This window comes from Vibrio harveyi NBRC 15634 = ATCC 14126 = KCTC 12724 (genome assembly GCF_001591145.1).
GTDB lineage: Bacteria > Pseudomonadota > Gammaproteobacteria > Enterobacterales > Vibrionaceae > Vibrio > Vibrio harveyi.
Genome location: NZ_BCUF01000019.1, coordinates 1 through 21,335, shown reverse-complemented (window position 1 = coordinate 21,335; position 21,335 = coordinate 1). Strand labels below are relative to the sequence as shown.

The following is a 21,335-nucleotide window of genomic DNA, read 5'->3' as shown; positions in this document are numbered from 1 at the left end:
TGCTTTAGATCAATCCCACATCATTATTGTGGGAAACCACAATATCGTCATTTAAACGATTTCCTCAGAATGCCTTACCCATAAAGGGGTAGAGCGCATTTCCGCTTATTTTAAGCCATGAACACCAAAAATGATTAAGAAACGTTCATGTCAGCACTGCCCCATCAAAAGCATTCTATCTGTCGAAACATCGAGGATTCGGCAGCAAAACTTTAAATTAAAATATGGAAGCAACTCATGAAAAAATCGACGATTGCGTTGGGTGTGTTAGCAGCTGTCACAGCGGTTGGCTACTCAGCTTACAATACGATGTTCTCAGCTGAGGCTGTGATTGTGGATGCCGCTGCTCAAGAGCAGAAATTCGCAGAATACGCTCATCCTGAGCACTTCATTTCGGCACAACAACTTAAGTCGCTGATGGACGGCGACAAAGATGTGGTTGTGATCGGTGCGCTAAACCCTATCAAACCAGATAGTCCTATTTCTGGCTCTTACACTATGTGGCGTAACGATTACTCGGCGGCTGATGGTCAATTCGACTTCGGTGGTATGAGCAATAACACCGAAGAAATGGAGACCATTCTGGGCAGCTTCGGCGCAACAGCTGACAGCACAATCGTGGTTTACGCAGCAGGCTCTCACCACGATGCCGCTCGCCTTTACTGGCAAATCCATAACCTTGGTCATCAAGACGTTCGTTACCTAGACGGTGGCTTGAACGCTTGGATGGGCGCTGGTTACCCAACTGGCTCTGCAAACCCAAGCGTTGCCGCAGTTGAATACAAAGCACCGAACACAAAACAAGACAACAACACGCTAGCGACACTGGATATGGTTATCGCAGCGCAAAACAACCCTGATTGGGTGATCCTAGATACTCGCGGCAACGACGAGTTCAACGGCGACGTTGCGGTTTCTGGTGCGTACGGTCCGGGTACTATCCCAAGCAGTGTTCACATTAACTGGACCAAAGCGTTAAACGAAGACACAACGCTGAAATCTGCACAAGAACTGCAAGCTCTTTATGGCGACATCATCAAAGGCAAAAAAGTGATCGCTTATTGCCAATCCGGTGTTCGTTCTGCCCACACCACCATGATTCTTACTGAAGTACTTGGCGCAGAAGGCGTCTACAACTATGACGGTTCATGGATCGAGTACAGCCATGCTCACTATGAGCAGAAAAACCCTGAAGTGAACGTTATCAACGGCAAGAGCTAATCAACACGGAAATAGCAGTTAATGAACAATGTAATTTTTAGTCAAAAGCTATTCGACACCGCTCAAATGATTGTCGATGGCTGTATGGGTGATGCCGATCCGGCATGTCAAACCGCGTGCCCAATGCACACAGACGTAAAGCAATACGTTCGCATGGCGGGTGAAGGTGATTTTCAAGGTGCTCTGGATCTGATCCGTAGCAAACTATTCCTTCCTCAAACACTAGGTCGCATCTGCGCACATCCGTGTGAAGCGTCTTGTCGCCGTAATTCTGAGTTTGGTCAGCCAATCAGCGTAGCTGGGATTAAACGTTTCGTCGCAGAGAAAATGGATAACCAAGATCACTGGGATCTAAACATTGCCCCCCTAACTAACAAGCACATCGCGATCGTAGGTGCAGGTCCTGCTGGCGCTCAAGCGGCAATCGAACTACGTCGTCAGGGTCATGAAGTCACCATCTATGAAAAGCTGGACGTTTACGGCGGTATGATGCGTGTTGGTATCCCTGAATACCGCCTGCCACGCGATGTTATCGATTTCGAATACAGCTACTTAGCGATGCTGGGAATCAAAACTCAGTTTGGCGTTGAGATCGGCAAAGACATCAGTTTCGAAACACTACGCAACGAGCATGATGCGGTGGTACTTGCACATGGTGCGCACGTAGGTTCGATCATCCCTCTGCCGGGTCATGACAACGATGGCGTGTTCTCTGCGGTTGAATACCTAAAAGAGATTTCTGAAACTCGCCAATTCCCACGAGCAGGTAAGCGCGTAATGGTTATCGGCGGTGGTGACGTAGCGATGGACTGCGCACGCTCTTCATGGCGTATCGGCGCAAGTGAAGTTTACCAATGTTCACTTGAGAGCCTTGAGAACCTGCCTGCAAGCCAAATCGAAATCGATGAGTCACTAGAAGAAGGCGTTGAATTCCATGCGGGTTGGGGACCTGTCGCTATCGAGCACGAGAGCGGCAAAGTAACAGGCATTACTATCAAGAAAGTGCTGTCGATCTTTGATGAGCAAGGCAACTTTGCACCTCAGTACAGCGAAGAAAGCAAAACTATCTCTGTGGATACCGTTGTTTTCGCTACGGGTCAAATCGTGGCAGATATTACTGACGGTGCACTAGAGCAAACTCGCGGTGGCCGTTACGTTGTCGATAAACAAACACTAGCATCTAGTCTAGAAGACGTATTCGTAGCTGGTGATGCGTGTGGCGGGAACATCGTAATTGAAGCGATGGCATTAGGTCGTAAAGCAGCAATGAGCGTTGAACGCTTCCTAACGACTCGTCCACTAACTGAAGACCGCGACTTCGAGCAAGAATACAGCTACTCATCTCGTCTAGACGTACCACTACCAAAAGGTACGGTAGATACCCCTCGCCTACACGGTGAATTGCGTGACGCTGAAGAGCGTAAGCAGGATTTTGCACAAGTGGATTTAGGCTTTACTGAAGCGCAAATCAAACTAGAAGCTTCTCGCTGCCTGCAATGCAGCTGCAAGCTATGTATGACCGAGTGCATCATGATGAATGACTTCAGCGACTGTCCGAAAACCATTTTCTCCGACTTTGTGAACAACAAGTCGATGGATCCTCTGATGGCTTACTCATGCAACGCGTGTGACCAATGCACCATCGTGTGTCCGAAAGACTTTCCAATGAAAGAGATGTTCCTAGGGGCACGTGCTGACTTTGTTAAGGCAAACAACGGTGAATCTCCAATGCCGGGTCATAAAGCGATCAACATGCACCAGAAGCTTGGCTTCTCAAAAATCTTCACTATGGCAAAACGAGCGGTATCGACAAAATGAGTAATAAAGTATTTATGCCAGGATGCAGCTTGCCATCCTACTCACCAGAAGGCGTAGCTGCCATTGCTAGCTACCTAAAGCAAGTATTTCCAGACATGGGCGCAGTCCAAAAATGCTGTGGTAAACCAACCGCTGCTATCGGTCAAACAGAGAAGTTTAAAGAGCGTTACGGTCAGCTACAGGCTGATTTTGACAAGCTAGACGCACAAGAGGTGATTGTGGCGTGTCAAAGCTGCTACGGCATGATCAAAAAATCTGGTGGCACACAAAAACCAGTGTCTTTGTGGAAGCTACTTCCTGAAATTGGTTTACCGGAAGAACTGCGCGGCAAAGCCAAAAACAGCGACGTGATGTTTACCATTCACGACTCTTGTTCAACTCGCTACGAGAAAGAGCTGCAAGACGGTATCCGTTGGATATTAAACGAACTTGGTTACAAAACCTCTGAGCCAGAACACACACGAGAAAACACCCGCTGCTGTGGCTTCGGCGGCATGGTTGTACCTGCAAACCCAGATGTGGCAACGCGCGTAATTAAGCGCCGTGTTGAAGAGTTTGAAACCGACTACGTAGTGGTTTATTGCTCGGCATGTCGTGCATCCATGATGGGTGTTGGTACAAAGTCTTGGCACATTCTGGATCTGATGTTCGGTCCTGTGATCATGCAAGGTGATGAGCCGCCAGTAAACGTACTTGCAAGCCCTGTAAAAGCTTGGTTCAACCGCTACAAGTCAAAAGCGGGTTTGATCAAGTGTATGTCAGTGTAACTGTCTCTGTGTCGCTATCTCTTTTTAATTATTAGGTTTAAGTGAAGTTGAACTTATGAAATTCGTAAAAATCGCTCTTATCGTCGCTGTTGTAGCTCTCGCTCTGTTCGCGGCAAAACAAACTGGCATTCTTGAAATCATCACTGACATCAAGAGCCTACAAGATTGGATCGCAAGCTTTGGTGTGTGGGGTTACGCCGTATTCGTAGCAGCATTCGTATTTGCGTGTGTTTTCCTACTACCGGGCAGCGCATTTACCATTGTGGCAGGTATCGTATTTGGTCCTATCAAAGGTGGCGTATTGGCGCTCTTTTCTGCAACGCTTGGTGCAGTAGCAGCCTTTATCGTGGCGCGCTTCCTACTGCGTAACACCATCATGAAGAAGTTTGGCGACAACCCAATCTTCAAGAAAATCGATGACGGTGTAGCAGCAAACGGCACCAGCTTCTTGATTCTGACTCGTCTTGTGCCTGTATTCCCATTCAGCCTACAAAACTACGCTTACGGTCTAACCAGCCTAAACCTTGGCACTTACGCTCTGGTTTCTCTGTTGACCATGGCACCAGGTGCTTTCATTTTTGCTTACATGGCTGGTGACATCGCAACAAACGGTGTGTCTGCAATGTTGTTGGTAAAATTTGCGGTTGCGGGTCTTGTGCTGTTTGGCATGTCTTTGATTCCAAAATACATCGCAAAGAAAAAAGGCATCAACATGGAAGAATTAGCGAAGTAATCCGGTCTATCCATTATTGAAGCCAAAATAGTGCGACTTACCGGAAGTCGCACTATTTTCATTGCTACTGATTTGCTCACACTTTGTCCTTAAATTGGTGACTTTTAAGACCAAAAACTGACGTGGATTGGTATCACCTCACAAGGCGAGTAATTCTCTGAATCTATTATCAAATTCGCGTTGATAATAGAGCAAGATAGATTACTATCCATCTAGAGGGAACGGAGCTTCCAGCGTGGTTTATCCCCAATTCAGAGTACCAAAACAGCCGTTTTGTACCTCGTGGGAATATAAAGCTCCAAAATGAAAACAAAGATAAAGAAACACGGATTACGTATGAAAAAGCTACTTAGCACCATTGGCATTTTAGCCACCACATTCGCGACCTCCTCTTTTGCATCTTCGACCGCTGAAGAATGGCAAAAAATAGAACAGCAAGCCGACGGTCAGACCGTTTATTTTCATGCTTGGGGTGGTAGCCAAGAAATTAACCGCTACATCCAATGGGCAGGCAAAGAGCTTAAATCTCGCTACAACGTGACACTTAACCACGTCAAGGTCACCGATATTTCTGAAACCACCACTCGTCTTATTGCTGAAAAAGCCGCAGGGAAAAACAGCGGTGGCAGTGTTGATATGGTTTGGATTAATGGCGAAAACTTTAAATCGATGAAAGACAACCAACTGTTGTTTGGTCCTTTCGTTGAAGGTTTACCAAGCTGGCAGTATGTGGATAAAACCCTGCCTGTTGATGTCGATTTCTCTGAACCTACAGATGGTCTAGAAGCGCCTTGGGGCGTAGGTCAATTGGTGTTTATCTACGATGAAGAAACCCTGCACAACCCGCCAAGCTCATATGCTGAAATGTTGAGCTACGCAAAAGCGTTTCCAAATCGTCTGACATACCCTCGCCCACCGGAGTTTCATGGCACCAGTTTCATCAAATCTCTACTGATCGAACTGAGCAATAACGATCCTGCACTGCAAAAGCCAGTGACAGACGAATCATTCAAAACCGTCACGCAACCTCTATGGGCTTACCTAGATGAATTTCACAAAGTCGCATGGCGTGGCGGTAAGCAGTTTCCGGGTGGCACAGCGGAAACGGTACAACTACTAGATGATGGTCAGATTGACTTAGCCGTCACTTTTAATCCAAATGCGGTTTATTCAGCACAATCTAGCGGCAACCTTGCAGATAGCACCAAAGCGTATGCGATGGATGCGGGTGCACTTTCTAATATTCACTTCTTAGCTATCCCTTGGAACGCAAACGCCAGTGCAGGGGCTCAAGTTGCTATAAACTTTTTATTAAGTCCTGAAGCGCAATCTCGTAAAGGTGATATCAACATCTGGGGTGATCCTTCAGTGCTAAGCAGCCAATACCTGACTGGTACGGCTAAAAATACTCAACAATTCAAGTCTATTGCAGAGCCACATCCAAGCTGGCAAGCCGCACTAGAAAAAGAATGGTTGAAACGCTACGGGAATTAATAATCACCCATGTTAAGAGCGCTGTATCTAGTTATTATCGCAGTTTGTATATTACCAACCATCCCGGGTCTACTCGGGGTGGTGGTCTCTGCGCTCGGCTATGTTCCCCCTATCGGCTTACATCATTTTTCACTTGATGGCTTTGATGCTGTGTTTGACTGGGAAGGCGTGTGGACATCTATTGGTCTAACGTTCTACTCTGCCATTTTCAGTAGCTACCTTGCTTGTTTGATGACGTTTGCGATTCTGCAAGCTTCTTGGGGAAGTAAATTCTGGCGTAAAATCGAAGTCAGTCTTTCTCCGCTTCTTGCCATGCCACACGTGGCATTCGCCATTGGTTTTGCTTTCCTATTTGCACCAACAGGTATGGGCGTTCGCGTACTCAACCAAATGTTTGGTTACGATCCAAATGCGCAAACGGTGAATGACTTAGCGTTGCTGATCAAAGACCCATACGCACTGGGTTTGATCATCATGCTTGCCATCAAAGAAGTCCCGTTCCTTTTGTTGATGAGTATTCCGATTCTTCAACAATTGAAGGTCGAGAAGATAGAAAAAGTCAGTCATTCGATGGGGTATAGCTCGGCTCAAGCTTGGTGGAAATGCGTTTTCCCTCAATGGTTAGCAAAACTGCGCTTCCCAATGCTAGCCGTGCTGGCTTACAGCTTATCCGTTGTCGATGTCGCGCTAATTATCGGTCCAACCAACCCTCCTACCTTTGCAGTATTGGTATGGCAGTGGTTTAACGATCCTGATTTATCCCTCCTACCAAGAGCGGCGGCGGGTGCAGTTGTGTTGTTTACGATTGCGAGCCTTTTGATTGGCTTTGCTCGACTCGTAGAGTGGAGCGTTACTAAAGGCTTTAAACGCTGGCAATACTCCGGTCGTAGCGGTTTCCGCTTACCAGGAAAGACCTTGTTCTCTATGATTGCTCTACTCGCACTGTTGATGGTGCCGTTGATGGTGGTGTGGAGCTTTGCACAACGTTGGCGTTTCCCTGACTTATTACCAAGCCGTTACAGCTTACGTTTTTGGGAATACGAGTGGCAAAGCATTCTTGGCACGCTAGAGCAAAGCATGTTGATTGCGGTGATCAGCGCATCAATTGCTCTGGTACTTGCTCTGATTGCTCACGAATACCGACTGCGTTACCGCTGGCAAGTCCCAGGGTACATCATTGCCGTGCCAATGTTGATTCCGCAGCTTTCCGTTTTGTTTGGAATGCAAGTCGTCACGCTGTACCTCGACAGCAGCGCGTACTTGTTCTGGGTATGTTGGGCACACGTCTTCTTTGCTTTCCCGTTTGTTTACCTATCACTCGACGGTCCATGGCGCAGCTTCGACAATGGTTTGACTCGTGTCGCCTTAAGCCTTGGTAAATCACCGATGCAGGCTTGGTTAAAAGTCAAACTGCCCATTCTTTTGCCTGCGATTGCTTTTGCTTGGGCAGTTGGCATTAGTGTCAGCTTAGCGCAGTACTTACCAACACTCGTGCTGGGAGCTGGTCGCATCAGCACAATAACAACAGAAGCGGTCGCCCTATCAAGTGGCTTTGACCGTCGTGTCACTGCGATTTACGCAATTTGGCAAGCTCTCTTGCCGTTAATGTTCTTCTCTTTTGCGATTTTACTTAGCCGCTTACACGTTAAGTATCGCCGGTTGTCTATTAAAGGTTTACTACCGAATGAGTCTCTGTCTCGAAAACCTCGCCATCCATAAAACCAATGGCGACACGCTTTTCTCTGCCTTCAACATGACGGTAGAGAAAGGTGAAATTGTTACCCTGATGGGTCCTAGCGGCTGTGGCAAATCCACTTTATTGGATGCCATTGCTGGTCACCTATCTTCCGAGTTCGACTATTCAGGCTCAATCACTCTCGATAATGAAAAGTTGGATGCTTTGCCTGCGCATAAGCGTCAGGTAGGTATTTTGTTCCAAGACGATTTGCTCTTTCCGCACCTCACCGTATGGGAAAACCTTGCCTTCGCTCTGCCTGATTCAATCAAAGGGGCTGAGCGTAAAGAACGTGCGATGCAAGCATTGAAACACATCTCGTTAACCAAGCTCGCGGAATCTTTCCCAGATCAAATATCAGGTGGTCAGCGCGCCCGTATCGCTCTGACTCGTATGTTGTTGGCGAAACCAAAAGTTGCCCTACTCGACGAACCATACAGCAAACTCGATAAAGATTTGCGCGTGCAGTTTCGTAACTGGGTCGTGGAACAGCTTCAACTCGCTAATATTCCCGCGTTGATGGTGACTCACGATGAAGACGATATCCCTGCAGGCAGTCGTTGCCTAAACTGGCCGTGGGAGACAAGTCATGCTTGATAGCCTAAGCATCAAAATCATTAAGTGGCCACTGGCACAAAGCGCAAAGCTGATCGACAAATGTGGCGTGACGGCTAACCAAACCACACTGTTCGGTTTTGCCCTTGGTTGCTTTGCCCTACCAGCATTGATGGCAGAGCAATACACACTCGCATTAGCGTTTATCCTGCTGAACCGAATTTGTGATGGATTAGATGGTGCGTTGGCAAGAATCCAAGGCATTACCGATGCCGGAGGCTTTCTCGATATTAGCTTGGACTTCTTGTTCTATTCTTTGATTCCATTTGGTTTTGTGTTGGCAAATCCAGAACAAAACGCCGTCGCGGGTGCATTCTTGATCTTCTCATTTATTGGCACGGGGAGCAGCTTCTTAGCTTTCGCGATCATGGCAGGTAAACGCGGTATCGATAACCCTGTCTACAAACACAAATCTCTGTACTACATGAGCGGTCTAACAGAAGGCACCGAGACCATTGGTTGTTTCGTGTTGTTCTGTTTGTTCCCACAACATTTTGCCGTGATTGCGTATATCTTTGGTGCGGCGTGTTGGTTTACCACGTTTACGCGTATTTACTCTGGGTTTCATACGCTGAAACCGTAAACAAAACTTAAAGGGAGATTCCTGATTGCTACGAAGGAATGCAGCCGGGAATCTCTTTTCAATCTTCCCTCAATAAAGCATCCCACTCACCACCAGCGTCACCACAATCCCAGAGACAAAACTCGGCACATGCCACTTCTGCTGCTTAGCTCGAAAATACTCTTTTTGTCGCTCTTCTTGATAGCTCTTCACCGCTAGTTCTTTAATGTAATCGTTTTGCATAATCTACCTTCCTGACGTTTTTCAAATCGAGGATAGAAGCTCAAGTTAACTTGAGGTCAATGCTGAAATTCCAATTTAGGATATATTCCTTAGAAGTGGAGCGATCCTTGTTTTCAATTCATTAAACTCAACCAGTTGCATTTATCTATATCACAGTTCTGGTGTGTCACTTGATCGTCGTCAATGGAACATCAATCTATTTCACCTTTCGATGTTCAAATGACATCAAGTTGCTAGCATGAGCCCATTCAAGATAACTCTGGGCTTGTTATGACTCCTACTGTTGACCATGTACTCCTCAATATCGCACTCAATTTGAGCTCAAATCGCTCTCATGAGCAGCAATACCAAAACCTGATTGATGGGGTCGCACAAGTATTCCCTTGTGATGCGAGTTGCTTGTTCATATTCGATGAGGATGGCTTTCTAACGCCGGTTGCAGTAAAAGGCTTGTCAAACTCAGTACTCGGTCGCCGTTACTTTCCTAAAGCCCATCCGCGTTTGGATGCCATCATTCATAGCCGCGAGCCTGTTCGCTTCGATGCCGACTGTGCCCTGCCCGATCCATTTGACGGGACATTATTGACCGAAGACCAATGCATTGATGTCCATGACTGCATGGGTTTTAGCTTATATGTTGAAGGGCAACTTGTCGGGGCATTAACCATGGATGCACTTGCGGTTGGCGCGTTTGATCATATCGATCCAGTAGCTATCGAAACCTTCGCGGCACTAACGGCGGCAACACTGCGCAACATTGCACAATTAAAAGCCCTCAAAGCACAAAACCAAAAGCAAAAAAGCGTTACACAAACCCTGATTCAACAAGCGCGATCACAACACGGTGACATGGTTGGCTTAAGTCCACAGATCAATCAGTTACGAAATAACATAGCAACCGTTGCACAATCGGATTACGCGGTATTGGTATCTGGAGAAACCGGTACGGGTAAAGAACTTGTCGCTCATTCGGTTCACGCTCAATCTCATCGCAACGATAAGCCGATGATCTACGTGAACTGTGCCGCTCTACCCGAGGGGTTGGCGGAGAGCGAACTATTTGGCCATGTGAAGGGAGCTTTCACCGGAGCCAATAATCACCGTGCAGGTAAGTTCGAGCTAGCTGATGGCGGCACAATCTTCCTAGATGAAGTGGGTGAATTGCCTTTAGTTTTACAAGCAAAACTACTGCGCGTTATTCAGCAAGGCGAGCTGCAACGTGTGGGCAGCGATCAGCATTTGATGGTGAATGTACGCATCATCGCAGCCACTAACCGACAGTTAGAAAAAGAAGTGGAAACTGGCACATTCCGCGCTGATTTGTTCCATCGATTGAACGTGTTTCCCATCAAAGTGCCACCACTGCGCGCGCGTGACGGCGACATTCCAGTTCTTGCGGGATACTTACTGGAAAAAGTGCGCCAGCAATTTAACGCACCAAACCTTCATGTTCACCCTAAGGTACTGACTCAATTAGAGTCTCTGCCTTGGTACGGTAATGTTCGAGAGCTTGAGCATACCTTAACGCGAGCGGCATTACATGCCATTCAGCAAGGCGATAGCACCATCATGCTCAATCACTTTGACACTTCACTCGCGTTAGATGATGTAAAAAGCACATCGCATTACTTGCCTAGAGAGAGCCAGCCGATGCGCGAGTTGGTGGAGCGCTATCAACATGACTTGATTGAGCACGCATTGAGCCAATCTGGCGGTGTTTGGGCAAAAGCAGCGGAGTTTTTACAGATGGATCGGGGTAACTTATATCGCATGGGTAAAAAGCTCGGCATAAATAAATAGAGGCTCCCGCTTCGCCCTTGTGAAACAACGATTTACTTTTATCGATAGCAAACATATCGATAGTAAACAAAGAGATTCCGGATGACTCACTCTGGCTCGTCCGGAATGACACCCAACACCAATGTACTTGGGCTAACTGTCCCATCTGGTTTCTCGTATTTCACTTACTCTTCCTCATTCGTAATAATTAAACCGCTCAAGTCTCAGCTTTCTTGTAACTCCTTAAACTCATCAAGTTTTCAGTTACCTTATTGCGTCATTCCTGACAGCGACGAAGGAGCGCAATCGGGAATCTCTTGCCTCCACAAAACCGCAATAACTTATCTCCTGTTTAACAAACACTTCCACTATCGCCCGTTAAAACGTTTCTCGCGCGTCGCTTTTATCACCAATTCAAATACACCGTTGTTATTTACACATCAGTTACGTTGTAAAAATCACATCAGCGACATACTCAAAAATACATAAAACCATTAAAAATCAAAGAGATAATTATTGGCACGCATTCTGCTCTATTGGAGAAAACAAAACGACTATTACTACAATCACTGGAGAACCCAATATGTTCTGTATTCAATGTGAACAGACAATCCAAACCCCGGCTGTAAAAGGCTGTTCTTTCGCACAAGGTATGTGTGGCAAAACTTCAGAGGTATCCGATCTACAAGACGTGTTGGTTTACACTTTGCAAGGGGTTTCTTTTTGGGCAGCACGCGCGCTTGAATTCAATATCATCAATGATGAAATCAACCAGTGGGCTCCAAGAGCATTCTTCTCTACGTTGACCAACGTAAACTTTGACCCAGAACGTATCCTTGAACTGACTTCTCAAGCAGCCACTTACAAAGCGCTGCTAAAAGACCAAGCGATGACAGCAGCAGCTCTTACAGATGAAGTGCTAGTGAACATTCCTGATGTAGCGAACTTCGAGTTGCCAAACAGCGCAGAGGAAATTTTGGCGTTTGCTCCTCAAGTTGCGGTAAACCGCGGTAAAGACCAAGTACACGAAGACGTTATCGGTCTACGTCTGCTTTGCTTATACGGTCTAAAAGGTGCAGCTGCGTACATGGAACACGCACGCGTACTTGAGCAAACCAACAATGACATCTTCGCCGAATACCACGAAATCATGGCTTGGTTGGGTACTGACCCTGAAGATCTAGGCGAACTGTTAGATTGCTCAATGCGTATTGGTCTTATGAACTACAAAGTGATGGAAATGCTGGATCACGGTGAAACAGCAACGTTCGGTCACCCAGAGCCAACAACCGTTAACGTTAAGCCAGTCAAAGGCAAATGTATTCTTGTTTCTGGTCATGACCTTCACGACCTAGAAAAAATCTTGCAACAGACCGAAGGCAAAGGCATTAACGTTTACACTAACGGTGAGATGCTGCCTGCACACGGCTACCCAGAGCTGAAGAAATACCCTCATCTAGTAGGTAACTACGGCAGCGCGTGGCAGAACCAACAGAAAGAATTCGCCAACTTCCCTGGCGCGATTGTGATGACCTCAAACTGCCTATTGAACCCGAACGTGGGTCAGTACGCAGACCGTCTATTCACTCGTAGCATTGTCGGTTGGCCAGGTGTCGCTCACCTAGAAGGTGATGATTTTAGCCAAGTAGTCGAGTGTGCATTGGCACAAGAAGGCTTCCAACACGACGAAATCGAGCACAACATCACGGTTGGTTTTGGACGTAACGCACTGATGAACGCGGCTCCTGCGGTTATCGACCAAGTGAAACAAGGCAACATCAAACACTTCTTCCTAGTAGGTGGTTGTGATGGCGACAAAGCAGAACGTAGCTACTACACAGACTTCACTGCAGAAGCACCAGAAGATACGCTAATCCTAACGCTGGCTTGTGGTAAATACCGCTTTAACAAGAATACATTTGGCGACATTAATGGCATCCCTCGCCTATTGGATGTGGGTCAATGTAACGATGCATACTCAGCAATTCAGCTGGCATTAGCCCTTGCGAAAGAATTCGACTGCGACATCAACGAGCTTCCTCTTACGCTTGTTCTTTCTTGGTTCGAGCAAAAAGCGATTGTGATCCTACTTACGCTATTCGCACTAGGCGTGAAAGGCATCTACACAGGTCCAACAGCGCCTGCATTCTTGACGCCAAACCTGATTGCAATTATCCAAGAGAAGTTCGATATGCGCAGCATTGGTAATGTTCAAGATGACCTTAAAACTATCCTAGCAGCGTAATCACCTTGCTTATCACGCGCCTCCTTAATTGGGGGCGCTTTTATCTATTGAGTACTCGACAACCAAAGAGATTGTTATGTTTTTTGAATGGCAAGGCAGTCAACCTGTCACCTTACGCTGTGTAGATAAATATCACGAGACTGCCGATGCAGTGAGCCTCAAGCTGGCAGACTTATCTGAATCGCTTTTGTTTGAATTTAAAGCGGGTCAGTTCATAAATCTTGGCATTGAAATCGATGGCAAGATGGAATTCCGTGCCTATTCACTCAGTTCCCTTTCCGGCGATGATTGCTTACAACTGACCATTAAACGCGTCGACGGCGGGAAGGTATCAAACTACATCATCGATAAACTGTTGATTGGAGATACAGTTCAAGCTCTTCCACCAACGGGTGATTTCAACTGTGTTGACCATCCACCAATCACGCTAGATGGTAAAAAGAAAGCCCTGCTGATCAGTGCTGGATGCGGCATCACCCCCGTATTAGCGATGACAAAACAATGGCTGAGCAATGATCAAGAAGTGGATATCGAATTTCTGCATATCGCTCGCTCTCAACCAGAAACGATTTACTTTGATTTGCTAGAGACTTACCACTCAGTTTACCCAGATTTTAACTTGAAGCTGTTACTAAAAAATCGCGGTGAGACCCAGTACCCTGAAGGTCGACTCAGTAAGGAATGGCTTCAGGAGTTGGTCCCAGATTTTAATCAGCGCACGGTTTATCTATGTGGTCCAAACCAGTTCATGCTCGATGTTCAAGGTTATTTGACCGAGCTTGGCTTTGATATGGCTAACTTCTTCCAAGAAAGCTTTACACCAGCAGCAAGTGAAGAAGCTGAAGTGTCAGATGAAACGGCAAGTGTCTCAGTCCCCGACTTTGCTCAAACGATTGATGCACAAAAAGGTCAAGTCCTTGCTGATGTGTTGGAAGGCGCAGGGTTACCGTTGATCGTCGCTTGTCGAAGTGGCATTTGTGGCTCTTGTAAGTGTAAGGTTCGCAAAGGCAGTGTTTCTTCAACCAGCCTTGAAACATTAACACCGGAAGAAATTGAACAAGGCTATGTACTCGCCTGTTCTTCGACGATTGAATCCGACCTCGAAGTTCAGATTGGTTAAAGCGGTTGATACAAACATTAAAAAAGCGCCGTGCTCGGCGCTTTTTGTTTATCGCAGACTGTAATTCTACCAAGACGCGAAGCATTTGATAGAAATTCTCTATAAGGAAAAACGACTGAGCTGGGAACCTCGCTTTAAACTCAGCTAAACAGCAGAACCTTCAGTGCGGCTTCGCTATCTACATCCATAAACTCTGGTGGGTTGTCCAAACGCTCACGGAATGTCAGCTCAGGCGCTTCTTCCTTCATGCTTTCAATCAAGAAATCGCTGGTCACCGATGGCGAGTTTACACACGCGAGAACTTGCCCACCTTCTGCTAGCAAATCTGGCAAACGGCGTAGAATCTTTTTGTAGTCTTTCGTTAACGCGAAGCTGCCTTTTTGGAATGATGGTGGATCAATGATGATCATATCGTACTGACCTGACTTCTTGATCTTCCCCCACGACTTAAAGATGTCGTGCCCCATAAAGCTCACTTGGTTGATGTTATGGCCATTCAGTTTATGGTTCTCACGACCTTTCGAAAGCGACGCTTTTGCCATATCCACGTTTACGACTTTATCGGCACCACCAGCAATAGCCGCCACAGAAAAGCCGCAAGTATAAGCGAACAGGTTAAGTACATTTTTGTACTTGGCATTTTCACGAACCCAATCACGACCGTAGCGCATATCAAGGAACAAACCGAAGTTCTGGTTACGACCGATATCTAGCTGGTACTTCAAGCCACTTTCTTCAACCACAGGTCGAGCATCTAGCTCACCCAACAGAATTTCTGAAGGTGCGCCGTCAGCATAACGGTGTTGAATCACGATAGTGCGACCCTGTTTTTCTGCCCACAGAGCAGATTCAGAAAGCGTATTTAATCCAGCTTTTAATTCAGAAACAAACGTCTCATCGACTTCTTTAAATAGGTTAATGATCAATTGACCTTGTAACCAATCACATGTGATTTGCTCTAAACCTTCGAAGCGGCGACCGCGACCGTGAAACAGTCGGCGGATTTCATTGGGAGCTTGTGTTAGCTCCGCTTCTAGATGCTGGAAAAACAGCGGAAGTTGTGATGCTTGCATCGAATTCTCTTATTCGTTTTCTTTGTAATGGTTATTTGATCGTAGGCCAGTTCAGTTCCCACGGAGAAAGCCAAGTGTCGATACCTTGGGATACAATTTCATTGTGCCATTTACTGCCAAGCGCTGTATGCTCGCGTGGATCGCAAACAAAGCAATGTGTTTCATCTTGATACGGGAAACACAATGAAAATGCATGCAAGTAACCACGGTCAGCGTCATTACCTGCATTATAAATAGGATCACCAACAATACCCGAACCAACGGATTTTAATGCCACACGAATTTGGTGTGTTTTGCCAGTATGCGGCTTGCATAAAAACAGGCGCTCTCCCGGCTCTGCAGCGAGAGAAAAGAATTGGGTAATCGCTGGATTCGTTTTGCTGTTGACCAGTTTCCATGAAGAACGACGAGAGCGTTCCATGTCCCCCACTACCAGCCCTTGCTTCTTCTTAGGCTTTTTCGAACCAATCGCAAGATAGAACTTCTCGACTTCACGATCTGCAAATGCTTGCGACAACGCGCTTGCTGCTTTTGCGTTGCGACCCAAAAGCAAAATTCCAGACGTCATTTTGTCGAGGCGGTGAATAAGATACAACTGCTCATCACCACTTTGTTTCGCTACTTCTTGCAGCAACATAGTTTCACCATCGTCTTTATGTACTGAGACGTTGGGATGTTTATTGATGATCAGAAAATCTGGATGGGTGTGTAGAATGTCGAACATAAAAAACTGGCTCCACGTTTGGAGCCAGAAGTATACCGATTCTAAGCAATTAGGCGAGCTTAAACTTACCCACCAGCGCTTCCAATTCTTGAACTTTACGGTTCAGACCTTCTACGCTTTGCGAGCTGTCATTCGCTAATTGTAATGAACGGTTTGAGATGTCGCTGATCGATGTAATATCGGCAGCAATTTCTTTCGTCACTGCGGTTTGCTCTTCCGCTGCTGTCGCGATTGAGTTAACCATGCTTTGAACATGAGCCGCACCAGAAACGATTTCTTCCAGTGAGTTCACCGCTCCCGAGCTTTGACTCACGCCAATTTCAACCAAACGACAGCCATCTTCCGTGTAAGTCACTGCCTCTTGAGTGCCGACTTGAATCGCTTGGATGATCTCACCGACCTCTTGTGTTGCCTTCGTTGTGCGTTCAGCCAGAGCGCGTACTTCATCGGCAACAACAGCAAAGCCACGACCAAACTCCCCTGCACGTGCCGCTTCGATTGCCGCGTTCAATGCCAGCAGGTTCGTCTGCTCGGCAATGTCTTCAATCACTTTGATAACCGCGCCGATTTTCTCGCCATGAGAACCTAGGCTGTTCATCTGCACCGACATATCCGACATTTGCTGTGATACCTGTTGAATGCTCTCCACCATCTCAACAATCACGGTGCGACCTTGTTCAGCGGTTGATTCCGACTTGCGTGCTTCTTCAAACGTCGCAGCACCTTGCTCTGCAACTTGAGAAATGGTCAAGCTCAACTCTTCTGCCGCAGTCGCAATCAAGTTTGCTTTATCAGATTGACTACTTGCACCCGACACAATATCTTGGCTCACAACTGACAGCTCGCCGGTAACCGATTTCACCTCTTCCGATACGAGCGAAATCGAACCAATAAGGCTAGTCAATGATGCTTGCATCTTATTTAGAGAAGTCGCTAGGTTAGCCAACTCGTCACCCGATTTATCTTCAATCGGTTCTACCGTTAAATCGCCTTCCGCGACACGTTGCGCTAACTCATCGAGCTTACTCAAACGGTGAGTAATTGAATTGGACAATAAGTACGCAATAACGGCTGTTGCAATCAGCGCAATCGAACCAAGCACATAAATCGTCAGTTCAATGCTATTAAACGAATCCGAAAGGTCCAGTAGCGCTTCACTGGTACTTTGGCGACCATCCGTTGATGCCGCATCAAGGATAGATTCAATCGGCGCTAGGTTAGCGTCATAAAGAGAGCGAAGGCGCGCCACGTTCTCTTCAACGTTTTCTAGACCAAGATTAGTCAAAATTTGCGACTCAAAGTCACGAGTGAAATTACTCATGTAACGTTCAACTTTTTCAACATTACGGTAATCTTCGCCACCAACCGTTTCCAAAAGTTTGACTTCAGCAATCGCTGCTGCAAATTCTTGTTTATTTACTTGGTACTCCGCCTGAGCACCCGATACACCTACGATGCTACCTAATGCATCACGATAAACATCACCTGCTTCATCGATCAAAATTAAGTACTGAACAGTTTCAGGAACATCGTCCGTTCTTACCTCGTCAGCCACTTCGTGCGAGTTCAATACTTCTAATGTGATAATTCCAATCATCACCAGCATGATTGCTAAGATTGCACCAAAACTCGCGTACAGTTTTTTACGAACAGACATTGTCACTAATAACCTACCTTACCCTTGTCTTCTGTTTTCTAACTTAGTTCATCCACATATTTACACATGCTTTGTAAGGCTTATCGGAACGTTCAACTGCAACTTTAACACTTATTTTTGTGATCCAGCTCTCTTTGCGAGTCGTCTCACAATTAATACCCATTATTAATATGAATTCACTCAATCCTATAAATAATGAATATAAAAAACGGGAGCCTGTGAAGACTCCCGTTTATTAATTTTTGAATTTAGCTGAATACTTTTCGCTTATAGCTTCTTAGAGAAGATACCTGCGAGGGCAATGATACCAATACCAAGTAGCATGATTTCGCCTTTACCGCTGTCGAAACCAGACTTGATGCCCATGAAAGCTACGATTGCGATAGCGACTGGGATTACGTATTTAACTAGGTTGTACCAAAGACCAAATAGAGGGAAAGAAACTTTACCGTCGTTAGTGATCTCTTTTTCAAGGTCAGCACGGTTTAGACGCCAGCCTGCAAAGATACATACCAACATACCGCCAACCGCTAGGAAGATCTTATCTGTTAGTAGGTCGAAGATATCAAATGCGCCCGTACCGAATAGGGTTGGACCAACACCACCAAGTGATAGTGACGCGAACACACATAGTGTTGCCATTACGACACTCGCAGACAATACTGCTGTTGAACGCTTCAGACCTTTCTCATCGATTAGGTAAGAAACAACTACCTCTAGTAGAGATACAGAAGACGTCAGTGCCGCAACAGTAAGACCAATGAAGAACATCAGAGCAAATAGAAGGCCAATTACGCCGCCCATTTCAGCAAACAGTTGAGGTACAACTACGAAGACTAGACCTGGACCTGCTGCTGGCTCCATACCAAATGCGAACATTGCAGGGAACATTGCTACACCCGCTAGGATTGCAACACCTGTGTCCATTGCCGTAACCATACCGGTTGTTTGAACTAGGTTCTCTTTCTTCTTCAGGTAAGAACCGTAAGTCATCATACAACCCATACCCAGACTTAGAGAGAAGAATGCCTGACCTAGCGCCGCTAGAACGACATTGCTGTCTACTTTTGAGAAGTCTGGCATGAACAGGAACTCAAGACCTGCCATTGCGCCCGGTAGCATCAGACCTTTCACTGATACAACGATCAGGATAAGGAATAGAAGAGGCATTAGGATTTTACCCGCTTTCTCGATACCGCCAGAAATACCTTTCATTACGATAACGATGTTTAGGAACAGGTAAACACCCATCCACATTAGCGGTTGAACTGGATCAGAAATGAAGCCGCCGAAGCTGTCACCAATTGCTTCAGGAGCACTTAGTAGACCACCGCCTACTTTAAAGATGTACGCTAACGCCCAGCCACCTACTACAGGGTAGAAACCCATGATCAATAGACCACTCAGTACGCCGATAACACCCGTAAATGTCCAACGACGATCAGTCGATTTGAAAGCACCTACTGCTGAAAGACCTGTCTTACGACCAATAGCGAACTCAGTAAGCATGACGCTAAAGCCGATAAAAATAACAAACAAAAGGTAAATTGCAACGAACGCACCGCCGCCGCTCTCACCAGCTGTGTAAGGGAATTTCCATATATTGCCTAAACCGACAGCGGAACCCGCTGCTGCCATTACGAAGCCTAGTTTAGACCCCCACGTATCACGTGGTGCTGCTGTATTTGTAGCCACGCTTTTTCTCCAAAATGTTTTGTTGTGTTTGCATAGAGATAGGCGTCTAGAATATGTTCGTGTAAATATTAATGTACACTTTATAAGATGTTTGTGTGACGCTCTATGTATGGCAAGTAAAGCAGTTTAACTTTAAAATTGGAACCCCGAATAGCACATTTATCGCGCAAATGTATCATTGTTCACGCTAAATGCTGCTTTTTTGCGCAAAAGTTAAAGTTTCATCCAACTTTTCACACCTTAGTAACACATTACCCCGTTATAAAATCTATTTCACAACATAAAATCACCTAACCGTGTTGGTATGAAAATAGTTTCCCGTTACGTCATTTCCGCTTAATATCCATATTGGGCTTATTACTTTTGGCGTATATGGACAAGTTCTATCACTTTCTCACCCTAGCTAGCATCGGGCTTTATTGGTTCCTAGTGGCTGGTGTTACTATTCGTGTCGTATTAAAACGTCGCGCTGTTAGCGTCTCTCTTGCATGGCTGATGATCATCTACATCCTGCCAGTGCTTGGTGTTGCCTGTTATTTCTTATTTGGTGAGCTTAACCTTGGTCGAAAACGTGCAGAACGGGCTAAAGTGATGTTCACACCGTTCCAACAATGGTTCACTCAGTTAAATGATTGTAACGCGCATGTTCCAGAAGCAATGGGGCGTCATATCTATCGCATTGATGAGCTATGTAACAACCGTTTGGGTCTTCCTGCATTAAGTGGCAACACACTTTCACTTCAGCAATCACCGGATGAAATCCTTCATTCCATCATTGAAGATATCGAAAACGCACAACACAGCATTCGAATGGTGTTCTACATTTGGCACCCAGGAGGCTTAGCCGATTCAGTCGCTTCTGCACTGATTCAAGCGGCAAAACGTGGCGTAGACGTAAAACTGCTTCTTGACTCTGCTGGTAGTCCGCGTTTCTTCCGCAGTCATTGGTATAAGATGATGAAGGATGCGGGCATCGATGTAGTACAAGCATTGGAAGTTAAAATGTGGCGTATCTTCCTGCGCCGTTTGGACTTGCGTCAGCATCGTAAGATCATCGTGATTGATGACGAAATTGCTTATACAGGCTCAATGAACTTGGTCGACCCTGCTTTCTTTAAACAAAGCAGTGGTGTTGGTCAGTGGATTGACATCATGGTGCGAATTACCGGTCCTACGGTCAACGTGCTAAGTGCCATTCACTGCTGGGATTGGGAAGTAGAAACAGGTGAACGTCAGTTACCTAAACACCCAGAGTGCCGCATTGACAACAGCGATGAGTTTCAACATCCAATTCAGGTGGTTCCGTCTGGTCCGGGGATGCCGGAGTACTTGATTTACCAAGTACTGACTTTGGCGATCAACCAAGCGAATCGCTCGGTGAGGATCACCACGCCTTACTTCGTGCCAAGCTCTGATTTACTCGAAACATTAAAAATGACCGCACAACGTGGCATCGATGTTGAGCTGATCATCCCGCACAAAAACGATTCCATGATGGTGCAATGGGCATCGCGAGCTTTCTACAGCGAGCTGATGGCTGCTGGTGTGAAAATCTACGAATTCTATGGCGGTTTATTGCACACTAAATCGGTGGTGATTGATGATCAATTCTGTCTGGTCGGCACGGTAAACATGGATATGCGCAGCTTGTGGCTCAACTTTGAGGTAACTCTGGCAGTAGATGACGAAGAGTTCACCAAGCAAATGTCGTGGCTGCAGGACACCTACATCCAACAATCACACACTGTTGATAAAGAAGAATGGGAGAAGCGCAGTATCTTCTCTCGTTTCTTGGAACGTGTTTTCTATCTATTTAACCCATTGCTATAACAAATGAGTTATACCCAAGTAACC

General features: G+C 46.1%; 17 protein-coding genes. 12 read left to right on the top strand and 5 right to left on the bottom strand.

The genetic code is table 11. The annotated features are described in order from the left end of the window. Positions 1 to 237 precede the first annotated feature (237 nt). The 8 genes from VHA02S_RS11630 (at position 238) to VHA02S_RS11595 (ending at position 8,966) form a co-directional block, all read left to right on the top strand. The gene (locus VHA02S_RS11630; protein ID WP_038898844.1) at positions 238 to 1,221 is read left to right on the top strand and encodes a sulfurtransferase; all 984 of its coding nucleotides are present in this window, start codon (positions 238 to 240) and stop codon (positions 1,219 to 1,221) included. Positions 1,222 to 1,242: 21 nt separating this feature from the next. Then, positions 1,243 to 3,039 (top strand): FAD-dependent oxidoreductase, encoded by a 1,797-nt coding sequence (locus VHA02S_RS11625; RefSeq protein WP_005450642.1) that lies wholly within the window; start codon positions 1,243 to 1,245, stop codon positions 3,037 to 3,039. Beyond that, the gene (locus VHA02S_RS11620; RefSeq protein WP_038898843.1) at positions 3,036 to 3,806 is read left to right on the top strand and encodes a heterodisulfide reductase-related iron-sulfur binding cluster; all 771 of its coding nucleotides are present in this window, start codon (positions 3,036 to 3,038) and stop codon (positions 3,804 to 3,806) included. The genes VHA02S_RS11625 and VHA02S_RS11620 overlap by 4 nt, the downstream gene beginning before the upstream one ends. 55 nt (positions 3,807 to 3,861) lie before the next feature. Continuing rightward, a complete protein-coding gene (locus VHA02S_RS11615) occupies positions 3,862 to 4,539 on the top strand; it encodes a TVP38/TMEM64 family protein (RefSeq protein WP_038898842.1) in 678 nt (225 codons plus the stop codon). Between the two features lie 336 nt (positions 4,540 to 4,875). Continuing rightward, entirely contained in the window at positions 4,876 to 6,033 is a 1,158-nt protein-coding gene (locus tag VHA02S_RS11610) for an ABC transporter substrate-binding protein (RefSeq protein ID WP_009701860.1), read from the top strand. Positions 6,034 to 6,042: 9 nt separating this feature from the next. Beyond that, positions 6,043 to 7,752 (top strand): ABC transporter permease, encoded by a 1,710-nt coding sequence (locus VHA02S_RS11605; protein WP_038898841.1) that lies wholly within the window; start codon positions 6,043 to 6,045, stop codon positions 7,750 to 7,752. Continuing rightward, positions 7,718 to 8,365, top strand: coding sequence for an ATP-binding cassette domain-containing protein (locus VHA02S_RS11600; protein WP_005450651.1), 648 nt, complete (start codon positions 7,718 to 7,720; stop codon positions 8,363 to 8,365). Before VHA02S_RS11605 ends, VHA02S_RS11600 begins: the two co-directional genes overlap by 35 nt. Next, on the top strand, positions 8,358 to 8,966 hold the full coding sequence (locus tag VHA02S_RS11595; protein WP_005450653.1) for a CDP-alcohol phosphatidyltransferase family protein: 609 nt from the start codon (positions 8,358 to 8,360) through the stop codon (positions 8,964 to 8,966). Before VHA02S_RS11600 ends, VHA02S_RS11595 begins: the two co-directional genes overlap by 8 nt. Before the next feature lie 69 nt (positions 8,967 to 9,035). On the opposite strand, the gene VHA02S_RS26165 is transcribed toward VHA02S_RS11595, so the two are convergent. Further along, positions 9,036 to 9,188: a hypothetical protein gene (locus VHA02S_RS26165; RefSeq protein WP_017188183.1), complete on the bottom strand. Its 153-nt coding sequence runs from the start codon at positions 9,186 to 9,188 to the stop codon at positions 9,036 to 9,038. A gap of 270 nt (positions 9,189 to 9,458) precedes the next feature. Between VHA02S_RS26165 and norR the strand changes: the two genes are divergently transcribed. From norR to VHA02S_RS11580, 3 genes are all read left to right on the top strand, one after another. Further along, on the top strand, positions 9,459 to 10,988 hold the full coding sequence (norR, locus tag VHA02S_RS11590) for a nitric oxide reductase transcriptional regulator NorR (protein ID WP_009698155.1): 1,530 nt from the start codon (positions 9,459 to 9,461) through the stop codon (positions 10,986 to 10,988). Positions 10,989 to 11,550: 562 nt separating this feature from the next. Then, positions 11,551 to 13,212 (top strand): hydroxylamine reductase, encoded by a 1,662-nt coding sequence (hcp, locus tag VHA02S_RS11585; RefSeq protein ID WP_005450663.1) that lies wholly within the window; start codon positions 11,551 to 11,553, stop codon positions 13,210 to 13,212. 76 nt (positions 13,213 to 13,288) lie between these two features. Next, positions 13,289 to 14,332 (top strand): FAD-binding oxidoreductase, encoded by a 1,044-nt coding sequence (locus tag VHA02S_RS11580; protein WP_038898840.1) that lies wholly within the window; start codon positions 13,289 to 13,291, stop codon positions 14,330 to 14,332. A gap of 140 nt (positions 14,333 to 14,472) precedes the next feature. Here VHA02S_RS11580 and VHA02S_RS11575 read toward each other — a convergent pair whose 3' ends face one another. The 4 genes from VHA02S_RS11575 to VHA02S_RS11560 all read right to left on the bottom strand — a co-directional run bounded on the left by VHA02S_RS11575 (position 14,473) and on the right by VHA02S_RS11560 (position 19,481). Beyond that, positions 14,473 to 15,405 carry a class I SAM-dependent methyltransferase gene (locus VHA02S_RS11575; protein WP_005450667.1) on the bottom strand — a complete coding sequence of 311 codons (933 nt, stop codon included), beginning with the start codon at positions 15,403 to 15,405 and terminating at the stop codon, positions 14,473 to 14,475. A 31-nt stretch (positions 15,406 to 15,436) separates the two neighbouring features. After that, entirely contained in the window at positions 15,437 to 16,129 is a 693-nt protein-coding gene (locus tag VHA02S_RS11570; protein WP_038898839.1) for a TIGR01621 family pseudouridine synthase, read from the bottom strand. Between the two features lie 49 nt (positions 16,130 to 16,178). Beyond that, complete coding sequence (locus VHA02S_RS11565) at positions 16,179 to 17,792, bottom strand: methyl-accepting chemotaxis protein (protein WP_026000108.1); 1,614 nt, start codon at positions 17,790 to 17,792, stop codon at positions 16,179 to 16,181. A gap of 261 nt (positions 17,793 to 18,053) precedes the next feature. Further along, positions 18,054 to 19,481: a sodium-dependent transporter gene (locus VHA02S_RS11560; RefSeq protein WP_005450673.1), complete on the bottom strand. Its 1,428-nt coding sequence runs from the start codon at positions 19,479 to 19,481 to the stop codon at positions 18,054 to 18,056. Between the two features lie 372 nt (positions 19,482 to 19,853). On the opposite strand from VHA02S_RS11560, the gene cls reads away from it, so the two are divergent. After that, positions 19,854 to 21,311 (top strand): cardiolipin synthase, encoded by a 1,458-nt coding sequence (cls, locus tag VHA02S_RS11555; RefSeq protein ID WP_005450675.1) that lies wholly within the window; start codon positions 19,854 to 19,856, stop codon positions 21,309 to 21,311. Positions 21,312 to 21,335: the final 24 nt, after the last annotated feature.

Bases quoted from the DNA above. Each gene is read 5' to 3' on its own strand.
- VHA02S_RS11630 (WP_038898844.1), top strand. From the start codon at position 238: ATGAAAAAATCGACGATTGCGTTGGGTGTGTTAGCAGCTGTCACAGCG.
- VHA02S_RS11625 (WP_005450642.1), top strand. From the start codon at position 1,243: ATGAACAATGTAATTTTTAGTCAAAAGCTATTCGACACCGCTCAAATG.
- VHA02S_RS11620 (WP_038898843.1), top strand. From the start codon at position 3,036: ATGAGTAATAAAGTATTTATGCCAGGATGCAGCTTGCCATCCTACTCA.
- VHA02S_RS11615 (WP_038898842.1), top strand. From the start codon at position 3,862: ATGAAATTCGTAAAAATCGCTCTTATCGTCGCTGTTGTAGCTCTCGCT.
- VHA02S_RS11610 (WP_009701860.1), top strand. From the start codon at position 4,876: ATGAAAAAGCTACTTAGCACCATTGGCATTTTAGCCACCACATTCGCG.
- VHA02S_RS11605 (WP_038898841.1), top strand. From the start codon at position 6,043: ATGTTAAGAGCGCTGTATCTAGTTATTATCGCAGTTTGTATATTACCA.
- VHA02S_RS11600 (WP_005450651.1), top strand. From the start codon at position 7,718: ATGAGTCTCTGTCTCGAAAACCTCGCCATCCATAAAACCAATGGCGAC.
- VHA02S_RS11595 (WP_005450653.1), top strand. From the start codon at position 8,358: ATGCTTGATAGCCTAAGCATCAAAATCATTAAGTGGCCACTGGCACAA.
- VHA02S_RS26165 (WP_017188183.1), bottom strand. From the start codon at position 9,188: ATGCAAAACGATTACATTAAAGAACTAGCGGTGAAGAGCTATCAAGAA.
- norR (WP_009698155.1), top strand. From the start codon at position 9,459: ATGACTCCTACTGTTGACCATGTACTCCTCAATATCGCACTCAATTTG.
- hcp (WP_005450663.1), top strand. From the start codon at position 11,551: ATGTTCTGTATTCAATGTGAACAGACAATCCAAACCCCGGCTGTAAAA.
- VHA02S_RS11580 (WP_038898840.1), top strand. From the start codon at position 13,289: ATGTTTTTTGAATGGCAAGGCAGTCAACCTGTCACCTTACGCTGTGTA.
- VHA02S_RS11575 (WP_005450667.1), bottom strand. From the start codon at position 15,405: ATGCAAGCATCACAACTTCCGCTGTTTTTCCAGCATCTAGAAGCGGAG.
- VHA02S_RS11570 (WP_038898839.1), bottom strand. From the start codon at position 16,129: ATGTTCGACATTCTACACACCCATCCAGATTTTCTGATCATCAATAAA.
- cls (WP_005450675.1), top strand. From the start codon at position 19,854: ATGGACAAGTTCTATCACTTTCTCACCCTAGCTAGCATCGGGCTTTAT.